At 70.2% G+C, this 17,082-nt stretch carries 16 protein-coding genes and 1 tRNA gene; 4 read left to right on the top strand and 13 right to left on the bottom strand.

What is annotated here, in order from left to right:
• Positions 1–9: 9 nt before the first annotated feature.
• From rho to ACJJV7_RS07015, 9 genes are all read right to left on the bottom strand, one after another.
• A complete protein-coding gene (gene rho / locus ACJJV7_RS07055) occupies positions 10–2,082 on the bottom strand; it encodes a transcription termination factor Rho (RefSeq protein WP_405373485.1) in 2,073 nt (690 codons plus the stop codon).
• A gap of 164 nt (positions 2,083–2,246) precedes the next feature.
• Entirely contained in the window at positions 2,247–3,179 is a 933-nt protein-coding gene (thrB, locus tag ACJJV7_RS07050) for a homoserine kinase (protein ID WP_405373483.1), read from the bottom strand.
• Positions 3,176–4,258 carry a threonine synthase gene (thrC, locus tag ACJJV7_RS07045; RefSeq protein WP_405373481.1) on the bottom strand — a complete coding sequence of 361 codons (1,083 nt, stop codon included), beginning with the start codon at positions 4,256–4,258 and terminating at the stop codon, positions 3,176–3,178. Before thrC ends, thrB begins: the two co-directional genes overlap by 4 nt.
• Before the next feature lie 5 nt (positions 4,259–4,263).
• Positions 4,264–5,601, bottom strand: a complete 1,338-nt coding sequence (locus tag ACJJV7_RS07040; protein WP_405373479.1) for a homoserine dehydrogenase — start codon at positions 5,599–5,601, stop codon at positions 4,264–4,266.
• Positions 5,598–7,025 carry a diaminopimelate decarboxylase gene (gene lysA, locus ACJJV7_RS07035; protein ID WP_405373477.1) on the bottom strand — a complete coding sequence of 476 codons (1,428 nt, stop codon included), beginning with the start codon at positions 7,023–7,025 and terminating at the stop codon, positions 5,598–5,600. Before lysA ends, ACJJV7_RS07040 begins: the two co-directional genes overlap by 4 nt.
• 108 nt (positions 7,026–7,133) lie before the next feature.
• The gene (locus ACJJV7_RS07030; RefSeq protein ID WP_405373475.1) at positions 7,134–7,913 is read right to left on the bottom strand and encodes an LmeA family phospholipid-binding protein; all 780 of its coding nucleotides are present in this window, start codon (positions 7,911–7,913) and stop codon (positions 7,134–7,136) included.
• A 1-nt stretch (position 7,914) separates the two neighbouring features.
• The gene (gene argS, locus ACJJV7_RS07025; RefSeq protein ID WP_405373473.1) at positions 7,915–9,582 is read right to left on the bottom strand and encodes an arginine--tRNA ligase; all 1,668 of its coding nucleotides are present in this window, start codon (positions 9,580–9,582) and stop codon (positions 7,915–7,917) included.
• Positions 9,583–9,621: 39 nt separating this feature from the next.
• Positions 9,622–10,794, bottom strand: coding sequence for an ATP-binding protein (locus tag ACJJV7_RS07020; RefSeq protein WP_405373471.1), 1,173 nt, complete (start codon positions 10,792–10,794; stop codon positions 9,622–9,624).
• A 79-nt stretch (positions 10,795–10,873) separates the two neighbouring features.
• Complete coding sequence (locus ACJJV7_RS07015) at positions 10,874–11,698, bottom strand: transglutaminase family protein (protein WP_405373469.1); 825 nt, start codon at positions 11,696–11,698, stop codon at positions 10,874–10,876.
• A gap of 67 nt (positions 11,699–11,765) precedes the next feature.
• Between ACJJV7_RS07015 and ACJJV7_RS07010 the strand changes: the two genes are divergently transcribed.
• A complete protein-coding gene (locus ACJJV7_RS07010; RefSeq protein WP_405373467.1) occupies positions 11,766–12,548 on the top strand; it encodes an SGNH/GDSL hydrolase family protein in 783 nt (260 codons plus the stop codon).
• Positions 12,549–12,557: 9 nt separating this feature from the next.
• Here ACJJV7_RS07010 and ACJJV7_RS07005 read toward each other — a convergent pair whose 3' ends face one another.
• Together ACJJV7_RS07005 and ACJJV7_RS07000 are read right to left on the bottom strand one after the other, a co-directional pair.
• Positions 12,558–13,202: an SDR family oxidoreductase gene (locus ACJJV7_RS07005; RefSeq protein WP_405373465.1), complete on the bottom strand. Its 645-nt coding sequence runs from the start codon at positions 13,200–13,202 to the stop codon at positions 12,558–12,560.
• Positions 13,203–13,288: 86 nt separating this feature from the next.
• Positions 13,289–14,014, bottom strand: a complete 726-nt coding sequence (locus ACJJV7_RS07000) for an NUDIX hydrolase (protein ID WP_405373464.1) — start codon at positions 14,012–14,014, stop codon at positions 13,289–13,291.
• Between the two features lie 72 nt (positions 14,015–14,086).
• Here ACJJV7_RS07000 and ACJJV7_RS06995 point away from each other — a divergent pair.
• Positions 14,087–14,159, top strand: a tRNA-Arg gene (locus tag ACJJV7_RS06995).
• An 81-nt stretch (positions 14,160–14,240) separates the two neighbouring features.
• On the opposite strand, the gene ACJJV7_RS06990 is transcribed toward ACJJV7_RS06995, so the two are convergent.
• Positions 14,241–14,477: a DUF3263 domain-containing protein gene (locus tag ACJJV7_RS06990; protein WP_405373462.1), complete on the bottom strand. Its 237-nt coding sequence runs from the start codon at positions 14,475–14,477 to the stop codon at positions 14,241–14,243.
• Between the two features lie 50 nt (positions 14,478–14,527).
• Here ACJJV7_RS06990 and ACJJV7_RS06985 point away from each other — a divergent pair, with 50 nt between their 5' ends.
• Together ACJJV7_RS06985 and ACJJV7_RS06980 are read left to right on the top strand one after the other, a co-directional pair.
• Positions 14,528–14,728, top strand: a complete 201-nt coding sequence (locus ACJJV7_RS06985) for a hypothetical protein (protein ID WP_405373460.1) — start codon at positions 14,528–14,530, stop codon at positions 14,726–14,728.
• A gap of 124 nt (positions 14,729–14,852) precedes the next feature.
• Positions 14,853–16,829, top strand: a complete 1,977-nt coding sequence (locus ACJJV7_RS06980) for an acyltransferase family protein (RefSeq protein WP_405373458.1) — start codon at positions 14,853–14,855, stop codon at positions 16,827–16,829.
• On the opposite strand, the gene ACJJV7_RS06975 is transcribed toward ACJJV7_RS06980, so the two are convergent.
• Complete coding sequence (locus tag ACJJV7_RS06975; protein WP_405373456.1) at positions 16,816–17,082, bottom strand: hypothetical protein; 267 nt, start codon at positions 17,080–17,082, stop codon at positions 16,816–16,818. The two genes, ACJJV7_RS06980 and ACJJV7_RS06975, sit on opposite strands and share 14 nt — an antisense overlap.

Raw genomic sequence — 17,082 nt, 5'->3', positions numbered from 1 at the left:
TGGTGGTGATCAGCGGATGCTGTTGTCGTGCGCGCTACTGTGGCCGCCGCCGGTGGGAGCCGGCATGGACTTCTGCATCTGCACGAGGAACTCGACGTTCGAGCTCGTCTCCTTGAGCTTTCCGAGGACGACCTCGAGGGCCTGCTGCGGGTCGAGGCCCGCGAGGGCGCGACGCAGCTTCCACGTGATCTTGACCTCGTCGGCCGAGAGCAGCATCTCTTCGCGGCGGGTGGACGACGCGTTCACGTCGACGGCCGGGAAGATGCGCTTGTCGGCGAGCTGGCGCGACAGGCGCAGCTCGCTGTTGCCGGTGCCCTTGAACTCCTCGAAGATGACTTCGTCCATCTTGGAGCCGGTCTCGACGAGCGCCGTGGCGAGGATGGTGAGCGAGCCACCGTTCTCGATGTTGCGCGCGGCGCCGAAGAAGCGCTTCGGCGGGTAGAGCGCCGACGCGTCGACGCCACCGGTGAGCACGCGGCCCGAGGTGGGCGCGGTGATGTTGTAGGCCCGGCCCAGGCGCGTGATCGAGTCGAGGAGGACGACGACGTCGCGGCCCAGCTCGACGAGGCGCTTCGCGCGCTCGATGGCGAGCTCGGCGACCGTGGTGTGGTCTTCTGCAGGGCGATCGAAGGTGGAGGCGATGACCTCACCCTTCACCGTGCGCTGCATGTCGGTGACCTCTTCGGGACGCTCGTCGACGAGGACGACCATGAGGTGGACCTCGGGGTTGTTCGTCGCGATGGCGTTGGCGATCTGCTGCAGGACGATCGTCTTGCCGGCCTTGGGCGGAGCGACGATCAGGCCGCGCTGGCCCTTGCCGATCGGCGCCACCAGGTCGATGATGCGCTGCGTGAGCTTCTCGGGCGCGGTCTCGAGGCGGAGGCGGTCCTGCGGGTAGAGCGGGGTGAGCTTGTTGAACTCGACGCGAGTCGCGGCGTCGTCGACGGAGAGACCGTTGATGGCGTCGACCTTGACCAGCGCGTTGTACTTCTGACGGCTCGACTGCTCGCCCTCACGGGGCTGCTTGATCGCGCCGACGACGGCGTCGCCCTTGCGGAGGTTGTACTTCTTCACCTGGCCGAGCGAGACGTAGACGTCGCTCTGGCCGGGAAGGTAGCCCGTGGTGCGCACGAACGCGTAGTTGTCGAGCACATCGAGGATGCCGGCGATGGGGATGAGGACATCGTCGTCACCGATCTCGGTGTCGAACTCGTCCGTCGGCGTCTGCGTGCGGCGCTTGTTGCGCTGGCGGCCGCGGCCCTGCTCGTCGTCGCCCCGGTCGTCGGTGGCCGGTCCGGCGTTACGGTTCTGCGCGTTGCCGCTCTGGCCGCCGTTGTTCTGGCCGCCGTTCTGCGCGTTGCCGTTGTTCTGGGCGTTGCCGTTGTTCTGGCCGCCGTTGTTCTGGGCGTTGCCGTTGTTCTGGCCGCCGTTGTTCTGGGCGTTGCCGTTCTGGCCGTTCTCGCCCTGTGCGCCGTTCTCGCCCTTGTTGCGGTTGCGGCTGCGGCTGCGCGAACGGCTGCGGCTGCGGCTCGAGCCTTCGCCCTCGGCGCGGTCGCCCTCGGAGTCGGAGGACCCCTCGGAAGCGTCGTCGCTGTTCCGGGACGACGGAGCGTCCTGAACGGCCGGAGCCTCGGCGGCGTCGGCCGCGGGGGCAGCATCGGCGGCGGGGGCCGCGTCCGCGCGAGCGGGCTCGGCAGCAGCGGGCTCAGCGGCAGGAGCGGCCTCGGCCGTCGGCGCCTGCTCAGCGGGAGCCGCATCGGCGCTCTTCGCACGGCGCGGCGCGCGCTTGCGGGGAGCCTTGACGGGCTGGTCGGCGTCGCCCGTGCCCTCGGCCGCGGGGGCGGCGTCGGCGGCGGGCGCGGCGTCGGCGGCAGGCGCGTCGGCCGCGGGCGCGGCGTCAGCTGCGGGCGCGGCGTCGGCAGCGGGCTTGGCCTTGGCGCGACTGCGCGTCTTGCGCACCGGCGCTGCGGTGGCCGCGGCGTCGGTGGTCTCGTCAGTCGACGACGAACCGGTGGTGTTCGCGGCGACGGCTGCGTCGGTGGCGACGTCGTCGCCGGTCTGGATCTCGGAGATGGACTCCACGAGTTCTCCCTTTCAGATGTGGAAAGTCATAACCGCAAGTGGCCCCGTCCACGACGGTGACCGATTCTCTCGGGGGCTCTCACACGAGGACGTGTGACGTGCCGGCCCGAAGAGAGGAAATGTGCGGTGCTTCGCAGATTGCGATGGAGGGCAGATTCACGTGACTACGTGGCATCCTCCGCGTTGCCTCTCACTGTACCACCCAGGACATCGACGGCCAGGAGGAGCGGTGACCAGCGCGTGTCGGTGAGCGTCTGCGCGTGCTCGACGGCGTCGAGGCGGCGCCCCGGTCCGTCGGCGAGCACGAGCACGCTCGGGCCGGCGCCCGAGACGACTGCGGCGTACCCCGCAGCGCGCAGGCCCCTCACGAGCTTGTCGGTCTCGGGCATGGCCTCAGCGCGGTAGGACTGGTGCAGCTTGTCCTCGGTGGCAGCCATCAGCAGCTCGGGGCTCTGCGTCAGCGCCGCGATCAGCAGGGCCGAGCGCGACACGTTGAAGACCGCGTCCTCGCGGGTGACCTGCAGCGGCGCGAGGCCACGTGCGACCGAGGTCGACATCGTGAACTCGGGCACGAAGACGAGCGGAGAGACCCCTCGGTGCACCGCGAGCTTCTTGTGCTGCGGCCCGGTCTCGTCCATCCAGGCGATCGTGAGGCCGCCGAACAGCGCCGGAGCGACGTTGTCGGGATGGCCTTCGAGCTCGGTCGCCCACCGCAGCAGCGTCTCGGGGCCGAGCTCCACGTCACCGGCGAGCAGGCCCTTCGCGGCGAGGAGGCCCGCGACGACCGCGGCGCCCGACGAGCCCATGCCGCGTCCGTGCGGGATCGTGTTGTGGGCCGTCAACCGGATGCCGGGCATCGGCCGTCCGCTCGCCTCGAAGGCATACGCCATCGAGCGGACGACCAGGTGCGAGGCATCCGTGGGAACGTCCGCGGCGCCCTCGCCGGTCACCTCGATCTCGAGGCCGGGGCCGGCGAGCTCGGTGACGGTCAGGTCGTCGTGCACGCTCAGCGCCAGGCCGAGGGTGTCGAAGCCCGGGCCGAGGTTCGCGCTCGTCGCCGGCACCCGGACGGTGACGCTGCGACCCGGCGACGTCATCCCTGGACGGGGGTGAGGTCGAGGGCCGATGCGACCTCGCTGGTCGCGGCGTCGACGACGAGCGGCTCGATCTGCGTGCCGTCGGGATTGCGAAGCGCCCACTGCGGATCCTTGAGACCGTGGCCGGTCACCGTGAGGACGACCTTCGCGCCGGCGGGGATGACGCCCGCCTCGGCGCGGTCGAGCAGGCCGGCGACGCTGATCGCGGAGGCCGGCTCGACGAAGACGCCGACCGTCCCGGCGAGGAGCTTCTGCGCGGCGAGGATGCGCTCGTCGTCGATCGCCCCGAACCATCCGTCGGTCGCCGACTGCGCCTCGAGGGCCAGCTCCCACGACGCGGGGTTGCCGATGCGAATCGCGGAGGCGATCGTCTCGGGGTTCTTGACGACCTCTCCGCGGACGAGCGGCGCGGAGCCCTCGGCCTGGAAGCCGAACATGCGGGGCACGCGGGTCGACACCCCGCGCTCGGCCTCTTCGCGATAGCCACGGGAGTAGGCGGTGTAGTTGCCGGCGTTGCCGACGGGGATGAAGTGGAAGTCGGGGGCATCGCCGAGCTGGCTGACGACCTCGTAGGCGGCGGTCTTCTGACCCTCGATGCGGTCGGGGTTGACCGAGTTGACGAGGTGCACCTTGTATCCGGTCGCGAGCTCGCGGGCGATCTCGAGGCAGTCGTCGAAGTTGCCGCGGATCTGGATCAGCGTGCCGTTGTGGGCGACGGCCTGGCTGAGCTTGCCCATGGCGATCTTGCCCTCCGGAACGAGGACGGCCGCGGTGATGCCCGCGTGGGCGGCGTAGGCGGCGGCGGATGCCGACGTGTTGCCCGTCGACGCGCAGATGACCGCCTCGGCGCCGTGCTCGACGGCCCGTGAGAGGGCGACGGTCATTCCGCGGTCCTTGAACGATCCGGTCGGGTTCATGCCCTCGAACTTGACGTAGACGTCGGCGCCCGTGATCTGTGACAGCGACGCGGCCCGGATGAGCGGCGTGCCGCCTTCACCGAGGCTCACCACGGTCGAGGCATCGGTGACGCCGAGTCGATCGGCGAATTCGCGGAGGACTCCGCGCCAGACGTGTGCCATGTCAGTCAGTCTCCTTCTACGCGCAGGACGGACACCACACGACGCACCGCGGGAGTCGCGGCGAGTCGTTCGACGGTGTCGGAAAGGTCCTGCTCTCGGGCGGTGTGGGTTCCGATGACGAGGTGCGCCACGGCGCCCTCGTCTCCGGCGACGGCGTCGCCGGCGGAGGTGGTCTGTTCGACGGTCGCGATCGACACGTTCCCGTCGCTGAGGATGCCGGCGACGGATGCCAGGACGCCCGGCTGGTCGTCGACTTCGAGGGTGATCTGGCAGCTCGTCGAGATGCGGCCGATCGGCACGATCGGGAGGTTCGCGCGCGTCGACTCCCCCACGCCCGGTCCGCCGGCGACGTGACGGCGTGCGGCGGAGACGACGTCGCCGAGCACGGCCGAGGCGGTCTGCACGCCGCCGGCGCCGGCACCGTAGAACATCAGGTCGCCGGCGGCCTCGGCCTCGACGAAGACGGCGTTGTTCGCGCCGCGGACGGATGCCAGTGGGTGGTCGCGCGGCACGAGCGCAGGGTAGACCCGCACCGAGATGGCCTCGCCGGCGGGGCCCGCGTCGGCCTGGCCGACGAGGCGTTCGCAGACGGCGAGGAGCTTGACGACGTACCCCGCCGAACGGGCGGCGTCGATGATGCCGGCGTCGATCGAGGTGATGCCCTCGCGGTGGACCGCGTCGAGGGGCACCGACGTGTGGAAGGCGAGGCTCGCCAGGATCGCCGCCTTCTGCGCCGCGTCGTAGCCCTCGACGTCGGCCGTCGGATCGGCCTCGGCATAGCCGAGTCGCTGCGCCTCGGCGAGCACCTCGTCGAACCCGAGCCCTTCGCGGTCCATCCGGTCGAGGATGTAATTGGTGGTGCCGTTGACGATGCCCATGATGCGGAGCACGCGGTCGCCGGCGAGGGAATCGCGGAGCGGGCGGATGATCGGGATCGCGCCGGCGACGGCAGCCTCGTAGGCGACGGTCGCGCCGACGCGCTCGGCGGCGTCGAAGATCTCCGCCCCGTGCGTGGCGAGCAGGGCCTTGTTCGCGGTCACCACGTCGGCCCCCGATGCCAGGGCGTCGAGGATGCGCGTGCGGGCGGGCTCGAGGCCGCCGGTGACCTCGATGACGATGTCGGCTCCGGCGATGAGCGTGTCGGCATCCGTGGTCAGCAGGTGGCTCGGCAGATCGCCCTCGCGCGGCGCCTCGAGGTCGCGCACGGCGATCCCGACCAGGTCGAGCGGTGCACCCGAGCGATCGGCGAGTTCATCGGCGTGGGAGAGCATCAGCCGCGCGACCTGAGAGCCGACAGCGCCGGCTCCGAGCAGGGCGACGCGAAGGCGACGGGGTTCGATCATGCGGACTCCTCGGGGGTGCGGGATGAGGCCGGTGCGACGCCGAGGTCGCGCGCCAGCAGGTCGTTCTCGTCCTCGCCGCGGACGATCAGCCGCGCGGTACCGCCGCCGACGGCGATGACGGGTGGACGGGTCAGGTAGTTGTAGTTGCTCGCGAGCGAGAAGCAATAGGCCCCGGTGGCGGCGACGGCGAGCAGGTCGCCCGGCTCGACATCCGCCGGAAGGTACTCGGCGGAGACGACGATGTCGCCCGCTTCGCAGTGGCGGCCGACGACACGCGTCAGCGCGGGCTGGGCGTCGCTCCGACGGCCGGCGACGCGTGCCGTGTAATCCGCGCCGTAGAGCGCCGTCCGGGCGTTGTCGCTCATACCGCCGTCGACGCTCACGTAGAGGCGCTCGAGGTCGTCCGAGACGCGCACGGGCTTCACCGTGCCGACGCTGTACAGGGTTACGCCGGCGCGGCCGACGATGGTGCGGCCCGGTTCGAAGGCGAGCTCGGGGAGGGGGATGCCGCGGCTCTCGCACTCGCGCGAGACCGCCGCGACGATGCCGTCGGCGAGCTCGGCGATGGGGGTCGGGTCGTCCTTCGACGTGTAGGCGATGCCGAAGCCGCCGCCCAGGTTCAAGAGCGGCACGTCACCACCCTCGCGGAGACGAGCATGCAGTTCGACGACGCGCGCCGCAGACTCGGCGAACCCGGCGGTACCGAAGATCTGCGAGCCGATGTGGCAGTGGAGGCCGGCGAAGCGGAGCGACGGCAACTCACGGATGCGGGCGACCGCCGCCTCGGCATCCGTCAGGGCGAAGCCGAACTTCTGGTCTTCGTGAGCGGTCGCGAGGAAGTCGTGCGTCTCGGCGTGGACGCCGCTGTTGACCCGGACGAGGACGGTCTGGACGACGCCCTGCGCGGCGGCCTCGTCGGCGATCCGCTCGATCTCGATGAGCGAGTCGATGACGATCGAGCCGACACCGACGCGCACGGCGCGGGCGATCTCGGGGACGAGCTTGTTGTTGCCGTGAAGTCCGAGGCGAGCCGGGTCGGCGCCGGCGGCGAGGGCGACGGCGAGCTCGCCGCCGCTGGCGACGTCGAGTCTGAGGCCTTCCGCCGTGACCCACCGCACGACGTCGGTCGTCAGGAACGCCTTGCCGGCGTAGTAGACCCGTGCGGTGCCGCCATGACGGGCCGCGGCATCCTGGAACGCGGTCCTCACCTCGCGCGCGCGGGCGCGGACGAGGTCTTCGTCGACGACGTAGAGCGGCGTGCCGAATCGCTCGGCGAGCTCGGTCGCCGAGACGCCGCCGAAGACGATCGATCCCGCCTCATCACGTGACGCCCCGGTCGGCCAGACGTTCTCCGCGAGCGCATTCGCATCGTCCGGCGGCACGAGCCACTCGGGCACGGCGGGGCGGTCGGAGGTGGTGGACACGCAGGGGCACCAATCGAAAGTGGGGACGGGTACGTCGGGCGGTGCGGCCACGCCCCGACAGTGCCCACAGTCTAGGGCACCGTGGCCGCGGCCCCCAGTCCGGTGACGCTACGAGGCGTCGGCGCACGCCCCGGCGGCCTGCGCGGCCGGATCGTTCAGGATCGAGCTGTCGATCTCGAAGGAGGCGACGACGCCGCGGTCCTCGATGGCGACATCTTCCAGGCGCATGGCTGCGGGAAGATAGCCGGCGACGCAGACCGGCCAGTCCTCGACGAAAGATCCCGCGAGCGGGCCGAGCTGCTGTCGGAGCGCGTCGGCAGAGACATCGGCGCCAGCGAGCCGGAAGCTCGTCGGCGAGAGCAGGATGCGACCCTCCGACGCTTCGGCCGACAGCCGCACACCGACGGGGACTTCCACGCCGAAGACCGCGAACTGGGTGTCGAGCGCGATCTCCGGCGGATCCAGCGCGAAGGCATCTGCCGGGAAGCCCTCGACGCGAGACAGCAGAGCGCGCGTCTGCGTCTCGTCGAGGACGACGGTCGCGTCCGCGTCGCTCCAGTCCGCGTCCCGGTACATGGGCACATCCTGGGCGACGACCTCTACGTCGCCCGTGAATCCGTCGAGCTCGACGTCCTGCGCGCTCAGCCGCAGCTCGGGAAGCTGCCCCACGACGACCAGCGGCAGGAGAAGGGGTGCGGGGATCTCCACGTCGATCTGCGTGTCGGCCGCGAGCCCGAGGTTCTGGACGATGCGGTCTCGGATGAGCTGCGGCGCGATGATCCGTGCGGCGACCTCGCCCGCGACGGGGAGGCCGACGGCGAGGAGCACGGCGACCACGATCCACGCCACTGCGCGACGGGACCGTCGTGGCGCCGCTGCCGTCGTCATGTCACATCCGTTCGGGCGCGCTGACGCCGAGCAGATCGAGCCCGTTGCGAAGCACCTGTCCGGTGGCGTCGTTGAGCCAGAGGCGGGTGCGGTGCACGTCCGTGACCTCTTCATCGCCGAGCGGAGTGACACGGCACGAGTCGTACCAGCGGTGATACAGGCTCGCGAGCTCCTCGAGGTACCGGGCGATGCGGTGAGGCTCGCGGAGCTCGGCGGCGAAGGCCACGAGCCTCGGGAACTCCTGCAGAGCGCCGAGGAGTGCGGACTCCGTCTCGTGCGTCAGAAGCTCCGGAGCGAACGCGTCGCGGGCGACGCCCGAGTCGGCCGCGTTGCGGGCGACGTTGTGCGTGCGCGCGTGGGCGTACTGCACGTAGAACACCGGGTTGTCGTTCGTGCGCTTCTGCAGGATCTCGGGATCGAGGGTCAGCGGCGAGTCGGCGGGGTACCGGGCGAGCGAGTAGCGCAGCGCGTCGGTGCCGAGCCATTCGCGCAGGTCATCGAGCTCGATGATGTTGCCGGCGCGCTTGGACAGCCGGGCGCCGTTGATCGAAACGAGCTGCCCGATGAGCACCTCGATGTCCTTGTCCGGATCGTCCCCCGCCGCGCCGGCGAGCGCCTTCAGGCGGTGGACGTAGCCGTGGTGGTCTGCTCCGAGGAGGTAGATCTTGTGCGCGAAGCCGCGGTCGCCCTTGTTCAAGTAGTAGGCGGCGTCGGCGGCGAAGTATGTGTATTCGCCGTTGGACCGGCGGATGACGCGGTCTTTGTCGTCGCCGAAGTCGGTGGTCCGCACCCAGACCGCACCCTCGGCGTCGAACACGTGGCCCTGCGCGCGAAGACGGTCGACGGCCTCGTCGACGAGGCTCGGACGCCCGTCGGCGCCCGGCGCGTGCAGCGTGCGCTCACTGAAGAAGACGTCGAAGTGCACGTTGAACGCTTCGAGGGACGCCTGCAGGTCGGCCAGCTGGAGCGCGTAGGCACGGTCGCGGGCGATCTCGATCTGCTCGGCCTCAGGACGATCGAGGATGCCGGGCTCGGCCGCCTTCACGCGGTCGGCGAGGTCGTCGATGTAGGCGCCGGGATACCCGTCCTCCGGGGTCGGCTGAGAGGCGATCGCGGCCAGTACCGAACGCCCGAACCGCTCCATCTGCGCACCGGCGTCGTTGACGTAGAACTCGCGGACGAGCGTCGCGCCGCTCGCCAGCAGCAGTCGCGCGATGGCGTCGCCGAGGGCGGCCCACCGGGTGTGACCGATGTGCATCGGGCCGGTCGGGTTCGCGCTGACGAATTCGAGGTTGATCGAGTTGCCCGCCTGCGAGCGGTTCGCACCGAAAGCCGCGCCGGCCTCGACGATGGTCTTCGCGAGAGCACCGGCGGCGGCCGCGTCGAGGCGGATGTTGATGAAGCCCGGACCGGCGACCTCGACGGAGGCGATCCCGGCCGTGGCGGTGAGCGCCTGGGCGACCTCGGCGGCGAACTCACGGGGATTGGCCCCGATCGCCTTCGCCAGCTTGAGCGCGGCGTTGGAGGCCCAATCGCCGTGGTCGCGGTTCTTCGGCCGCTCGACCGGGAAGTCGGCGGCGGTCAGCCCGGCGCTCGCGCCCGGGCGTCGCGCCTCGGCCAAGGGGGCGACGGCGGCGAGCAGGGCGGCGGAGAGGGCTTCAGGATCCATAGCCCTCCCAGTCTACGTGGGGCCTTCCGGCGCCCGAACTCAGGCCGGGAACACCGCCCAGACCAGCGCTCCCCCGAGGGGCGACCGGTCGATCCCGATGCGGCCGCCATGCGCCTCCACGACGCGCTGACAGGTCGACAGTCCGATGCCGAAACCGGGGATGTCGGTCTGCGAGCCGCGCTCGAGGGGCTCGAAGACGAGTTCCCGCTCGGCTTCAGGCACGCCGGGCCCGTTGTCGCCGACGGTGAGGCGGGCACCGCCGCCGATCAGAGACTCGATCCGCACCTCCACGCGGGGCGAACCGCCTGCGGCACCCGCGAACTTCACCGCGTTGCCGACGAGATTCTGTACGAGCACGCTGAGCAGGGTGGGGTCTCCGCGCACGGTCGTGTCGGCGGTGACCAGGACTTCCGCCCCGCCGTCGGCGCCCGCGCTCCGGAGATCCTCCATCGTCGAGGTCACGAGGGGGCCGATGTCGACCGACTTCGGCCGCACCGGTGCGCCGCCCACGCGGGCGTAGTCGAGCAGTCGCGCGATCATCGCCGACATGCGGTCGGCGACCGACTCGGCCCGCGCCAGCGCGCGCGAAGCGGCCGGCAGCTCGGCGACCTGGGGCACCTCTGCCGCGAGCTCGATGTAGCCGGCCAGGGCGGTGAGCGGGTTCCTCAGGTCGTGGGCGACCTGAGCGGCGAAGCTCTCCAGCTGCTCGTTGGACTCCTCGAGCTCGCGGGTCATCCGGCGCAGCTCGAGCACGTCGACGATCTGATGCGCGATCAGAGCGAGCGCATCGCTGCCGTCGTCGGAGAGGTCGCGCGGGCGGTCGTCGAAGACGCAGATGGTGCCGATGGGCACACCGACCGGGGTGACCAGTGGGCTCGAGGCATAGAACCGGACCTTGCCGATCTCCCCGGTCACGAACGGGTTCTCGGCGAATCGCGGATCGAGGGTGACATCGCGGATGACGGTGTGACCGGGCTCGCGGAACACGACCGCGCACATCGAGTCCTCCCGGGAGCAGATCGCGGGCTCCATCCCGATCGCCGCGACCTGATGCTGGAAGCGATCGTCGATGATGTTGATGACGGCCGTCGGAACATCGCAGATGTTCGCCGCCAGCCGGACCAGGCCTTCCAAGTCGGGCTCCGGTGCACCGGTGAGGACGCCGTAGCCCTCGATGATCGCCTTCCGGAGTTCGTCGTCTGCGGTTCTCACATCGTCCCCCGGGTCTGTACTGATCCCCCCACCCTAGGTGGCTGCCGTGCGCAACGGGGGCGATGCCCCGAGCGGCTCCTCAGCAGATCGAGACGAGAGCGTCGCGATCGTCCGCAGCGGGATCGGATGCCGCGGCGGTCGGCCCGGGATCGCCCAGGACGGCGGCGTCGACCACCATGTGCGGCAGCGCCAGGTTGCCGCCGTAGTAACTGAGGAAGGCGCAGTCCGCGGCATCCCGCCCCGTCGCGATGCGCACCAGCCCGCGGCGATTCGACAGGCGCGTGGCATCGACGACGCGCCATGCACCGTCGACGTACGCTTCCGCGACCGCGTGGAAATCCATCGGGACGAGTCCGGGGGCGTAGCAGGCGACGTACCGCGCCGGAACGTCCATGGCGCGGAGCAGTGCGATGACCAGGTGCGCGTAGTCGCGGCAGACCCCCTGCCCCGTCGTGAGCGTCGTCAGGGCGGAGTCGGTGCCCTGCGAGAGTCCCGGAGAGTAGGTGACGCTCTCGAACACGTAGCGCTCCACGGCGTTCAGCAGGTCGGCGCCGCGAAGTCCGGAGAACTGGCGCCGGGCGTGGGAGAACACGGCATCCGAGGGCGCGTACCGGCTGGGCCGCAGGTATACAGCGGATTCAAGGTCGGTCGCCGGAGGCGCGGGAGCGGACGTGTCGACGGTGGCCTCGTACCTCACCAGCACCGGGCCGGGCCGGGCACTGACGCGGTGCAGCCGGGTGCCGACGGCATCGATCATCTCCGCCGGCCGCAGCGCCACGCCGTTCTGCGTGAGCGAGAACGACTCGCGCTGCGCCGCGGTGCCGGCCGCGATCGTCACGGCCAGGATCAGGTCGAGAGGGCCCTCGATGTCGAGGTCGAGTTCGGCTCGGACGACGCGCTGCACCGGGCAATCCTTTCACGTGGGAGAGGTCGCGGCGCCGAGCGGGTCAGGAATCGCTTACCCTCGTCGCATGACCTCTGAACGCCGATCGCGGACGTGGGGCATCGGGGTTCTCGCCGTGGGGGTTGCCGCTGTCGTCGCCGTGTCCGCCTGGCAGCCCTGGACGCCTCGCGCTGCCGTCGACACCGCCGCCGCGGGCACCTCGGGCTGGGCCACCGAGCCGCTCTCGCTGCCCGCGGGAGCCGACGTGCTCGTCTTCGGGGACTCGTGGACCTACGGTTCCGCCGCCACGACGCCGACGGACGGCTACGCCTATCAACTCGGCGACCTCCAGGGATGGGACGTCACCGTCGACGGTGTCCGCGGCTCCGGCTACATGAAGCCCGGCCGTGACGGCGCCGATTTCGGAACGCGCGCCCTCTCCCTCGACCCCGGAGCCGACTACGACCTCGTCGTCATTCAGGGGTCGATCAACGACCGCCTCCAGGGCGACCGTGGGTACCGCGAGAACGTCGACATCACCTGGTCGCGGTTCGAGAAGGCCTTCCCCGACGCGCAGTTCGTGATCTTCGGGCCCGCGCCCCACGAGTTCCCCGTCGACGAGGGCACCGCCCGCATCGACCGCGACCTCGCGGCAGAGGCCGCCGAACGAGGCTGGTGGTATATCTCCCCCCTCGCGGAGAACTGGATCACGCCCGCGAACTACGCCGACATCATCGACGCCGGCGCGGGCCGCAAACACCCGTCCGATGCCGGCCACAGCTACCTCGCCGAGCGCCTCGCGGGCGCCCTCACCGAGCGGAGCGTCACGACCGTCGCGGGTGACGAGAAGCCGCTCGAGCCGGTCGGCTGAGGGGTCGCGTCAGCCGCGGATGGCCTCGGCGATGGGCACGTCGCCCGAGTTGAAGCTGATCGTGCGTCCGATCGTGGCCGGCTCGTCGACAGCAGCGGCGAGCACCGCGGCGACATCTGCCCGGGCGACGGAGCGTCCCTCGGTCGCGGTGACGTCGATGCGTCCCGTGGGAGCGTCGAGTGTCAGTGCCGACGGCGCGAGGATCGTCGCGTCGAGACCGCTCGCGCGGAGGTGCTCATCGGCGGCGGACTTCGCGTCGGCGTAGGCGAAGAAGTCGTCGTCCTCGGGGACGCCGTGATCGGGCCCTGCGCCGAAGTACGACACCATCAGGTACCGCGAGACGCCGGCTGCCACCGCGGCATCCATCGTGCGGATCGCGGCGTCGCGGTCGACCGCGTACGTGCGCTCGGCGCTGCCACCGCCGGCTCCCGCCGACCAGATGACGACCTCGTTGCCGGAGACGACGTTCGTGAGCTGCTCGGTCGTCAGCTGCTCGATGTCGGCGACGAGGGCCGTGGCGCCGGCGTCGGTGACGTCGCTCTCGTGGTCGGGGTTGCGGATGACCGCGGTCACGTGGTGACCGGCCTCGGCGAGGATCGGCTCGAGCAGGAGGGCGATCTTGCCGTGTCCGCCGATGAGGAGAATGCGTGCCATGGGGATTCCTTCCGTCCCTTCGACCCTATGACGACGGATCGATCGGGGCGGGGCCTTGCGCTCCCCCTCGCGACGTGAGAAAGCGGCTATCGCGTCGGCGGGATGAGCGGGATCAGACGGTCCTGATCCCAGGCTTCGTTCCATCCGAGTCGGGTGAACAGCCGGTCGAGCACCATCGCCGTGAAGCCCCAGACGAGATGCTCCGTCCCCTGCGAGGGCAGCACGAAGGCCGGCCCGCGGAACTCGCCTCGTTCGGTCCGCAGCACGGTGACGCCCCGATTGGCCGGGTCGAGGAGGTCTGCCACCGGGGCTCGGAACACGGCCGCCGACTCCGCCTCGTCGACGACGCGGACGGGCGACGGATCGCGCCACCACGCGACCACGGGCGTGACCAGGTGCCGCGAGTGCTCGAGCGGGATCAGCTCGAGCCGGCCGAGCACCTCGACCCCGGCCGGATCCAGGCCGGTCTCCTCCTGCGCTTCTCGCAGAGCTGCGGCGACCTCGTCGGCATCCTCCGGATCGACGCGTCCTCCGGGGAAGGCGACCTGGCCGGGGTGGGCCCGGAGGGTCTCCGCCCGGGACAGGAGGAGGACGTCGAGGTCCCGCGACACCGCCGCGGCCTGCGCCTCCCGGTCGCTCGGTGAGCCGTCGAGGACGCCGAACAGGATCAGCACGGCCGCGGACCGCGCGTCGGGCGCCGCCGGCAAGCCGCTGAGGTACTCGATCTCGGCCGCTGTGCTCCCGGATGCGACGTCGGCGGCCAGCGCGGCGAGCTGCGCGCGCGCACCTCTGTGGAGCGGATGCGCGGTCATGGATCCAGGCTAGGCGAGCCTTGCACCCTCGGGACGAGGAGCCCGCGCGGCGATGATAGTGTCGTGCGGTACGCCTCCGTAGCTCAGGGGATAGAGCACTGGTTTCCGGTACCAAAGGTCGGCCGTTCGAATCGGCTCGGGGGCACAGTCAGCATAAGGGGAGTCGAGAAATCGGCTCCCCTTCGTGCATCCTTCGGTGCACCCGACGCCCCCTGACACCAAAGCCTCAGCCGACTCTCTGCGCCGCACGACGTCGAGCGTCCGCGCGTTCCCGCAGCCGGCGCAGGCGATGCACCAGCATCGGGTCGAGTCCGAGCGCCTCGGGCTGATCGATCACCCGGCCCAGCAACTGGTAGTACCGTGCCGCCGTCACGCCGAGTTCCCGCTCGATCGCCTCTTCCTTGTGCTTCGGGTGACCAGGATGACGTGCCTCGAAGTCGAGGAGTTGAGCGGGGGTAGGCATAGGTTGATGATCCCGCTGGGGTCGGACATCCCGGCCACTATGCTCCTGCTATGAGCGACACGCACACCCCGAAGCGCGACAACCGGCTGAGCGCCGTCATCGTGCTCCTCTCGCTCATCCTCCTCGCGTTGATCGTGTGCGCCGTGCTGATCTTCACCGGCAACATGGCTCTGCAGGAGCAACTCAGCGACGCTGTCTGCGAGCTGAGGTTCGGGAGCGACATCACAGCCACCTCGCTCTGCAAGTTCTGAGCGACATCGCCCGATAGTCTCGGGGTCGAATCCCAGCAGAAATCGGAAGATGACGGACACACTCGCAACGGCGTCGCGCCCGGCCACGACCACTACGCGTGTCCCACGCCCCGACATTCAGGGATTGCGAGCGATCGCCGTGGTCCTGGTGGTGGCGTACCACCTGTGGCCGAACAGGCTCCCTGGCGGGTACGTCGGCGTGGACGTGTTCTTCGTGATCTCGGGGTACCTGATCACTGCGCACCTCCTCGGCGAGGTGGCCCGGACGGGCACGGTCTCTCTGTCTCGCTTCTGGGCTCGACGCGTGAGGCGTCTCCTGCCGGCGGCTTTCCTTGTGCTGATCGTGTCGCTGGTGCTCGCGGTGACGGTCGCCCCGCAGGCGCAGCTCGGCCAGAATCTGACGGAGATCGGGTCGGCCGCGCTGTACGTGCAGAACTGGACGCTCGCGTTCAGCGCGATCGACTACCTCGGCGCGGACAATGCTCCGTCGCTGGTGCAGCACTACTGGTCCCTTTCGGTTGAGGAGCAGTTCTACATCGCGTGGCCGCTGATCGTGGTGGCCGCGTTGTGGTTGTCTCGGCGGTTGGGGCGCGGCTCCCGTGGTGCCCTGCTGGTGGCGTTTGCGGGCGTGTTCGTAGCGTCTCTGATGTTCTCCGTCTGGTTGACGGCGACGAACCCGGCGCAGGCGTACTTCGTGACGCCCACCCGGGCGTGGGAGTTCGCCGCGGGTGGCCTGTTGGCGTTCGCGCCGGCGTACGCGCGGAGCCGGGTCGTGGCGACGGTGACTGGGTGGGTGGCGGTCGCCGGCATCGCGTACGCGGCGTTGTTCTACAACGCGGACACCCCGTTCCCCGGGTGGACGGCGATGCTGCCGGTCCTCGCGACGGTCGCCCTGTTGCACGTCGGAGAGTCGGGTCACCGTGTGTCGCCGCAGCGGCTGTCGGCGTTCCGTCCAGTGCAGCTGGTGGGTGACACGTCGTACTCGATCTACCTGTGGCATTGGCCCCTGATCGTCGCGTGGACGGCGTTGACCGGCGGGGTGGGCCTGGTCCCAGGTGTGGGGATCTTCGTCGTCTCTGTAGGCCTCGCTGTGCTGACGAAACGGTTCGTGGAGGACCCGTTCCGATCCAGCTCGGGGATCATCGGTTCACGTCGCCGCGCCTACGGGTTCATGGCTGCGGGGATGGTGCTGATCCTCGGAGCTGGTCTGCTCGTATCGACGGTGACGACGAGCGCTCAGAACCGTCTCGCCGCTGAGCTCACATCGGCTGTGGAGGACACGGGCGGATGCTTCGGTGCCTACGCGCTCGACAACGCTTGCGACTCTCCGTACACGGTGACCGACCTCACCGACCCGGCGTACGCGGCGACGGACATCCCATGGGAGACGGGCGTCGCCGCCAAGGATGCGTGCCTCGGCGCTGACGTTGAGGTTGCGGTGTGCTCGTTCGGGAACACGACGGACCCGACACGTCGTGTCGCGTTCGTCGGCGACTCACACGCACAGCACCTGCTCGACCCGATGATCGACGTTGCCACTCGGAACGGGTGGGAGCTCATCATGATTGGTCGGGGTGGGTGCTCCGGGTTCGAGGTGCCGGCGAGCTTCGATGATGCGAACGCGCAGACAAACAACGATGCGTGCGTGTCGTGGGGCGCCGCTGTAGAAGCGGCGTTGACGGGTCGGGACGACCTGGACCTCGTGGTGTTCTCCGCACGAGCGCACACGAAACGGATCACGACGGCGGATGCGCTGCCCCGCCTCGAGCGGATCGCCGCGGTGGCTCCGGTGGCCATGCTGACCGATGTCCCGGGCATGCCGGAGGGTGAGCGAGGTTCTGTGTGCTTGGAGAACGCGACGGAGACGGTCGACCCGTGCGCGTGGCCCCAGCCTGAGCGTCCAAGCTTCCTCCGTGACGCGGTCGAGCAGGTAGGCGGCACGGTGGTGCCTCTCGGGGAACGGCTGTGCACGGACGGCTCCTGCCACGCGGTCATCGGTGGGGCGGTCGTCTACTTCGACGACAACCACGTAACGACGACGTTCGCGCGGACCCTCTCGCCGTGGCTGTCGTCACAGTTGGTGCCGCTCACTTCCCGTTGAGGTTCGGGTAGATCCCTCCGGGCGGTGGGCCGGGCTGAACGGATGCCAGGTGCGCACGGTGCACGAGCATCGTCGCATCACGCAGGGTGGGGCAGGGGTTCAGTTCAGCGTCGCGCATCCACGCACGGTAAAAGACCCTCTCCCCCGAGCGCCGGATCTCCACGCGGCCGTACTCGAGGCCGTGCGGGTCGACCATCGTCCATACGCCGGGGGTGCGCTCCTCGGTCGCGAGCATCGGATGCCAGTCGGACAT

Source organism: Microbacterium sp. Ld4, from assembly GCF_045066555.1.
GTDB lineage: Bacteria > Actinomycetota > Actinomycetes > Actinomycetales > Microbacteriaceae > Microbacterium.
This window is presented reverse-complemented; position numbering and strand designations above follow the sequence as displayed.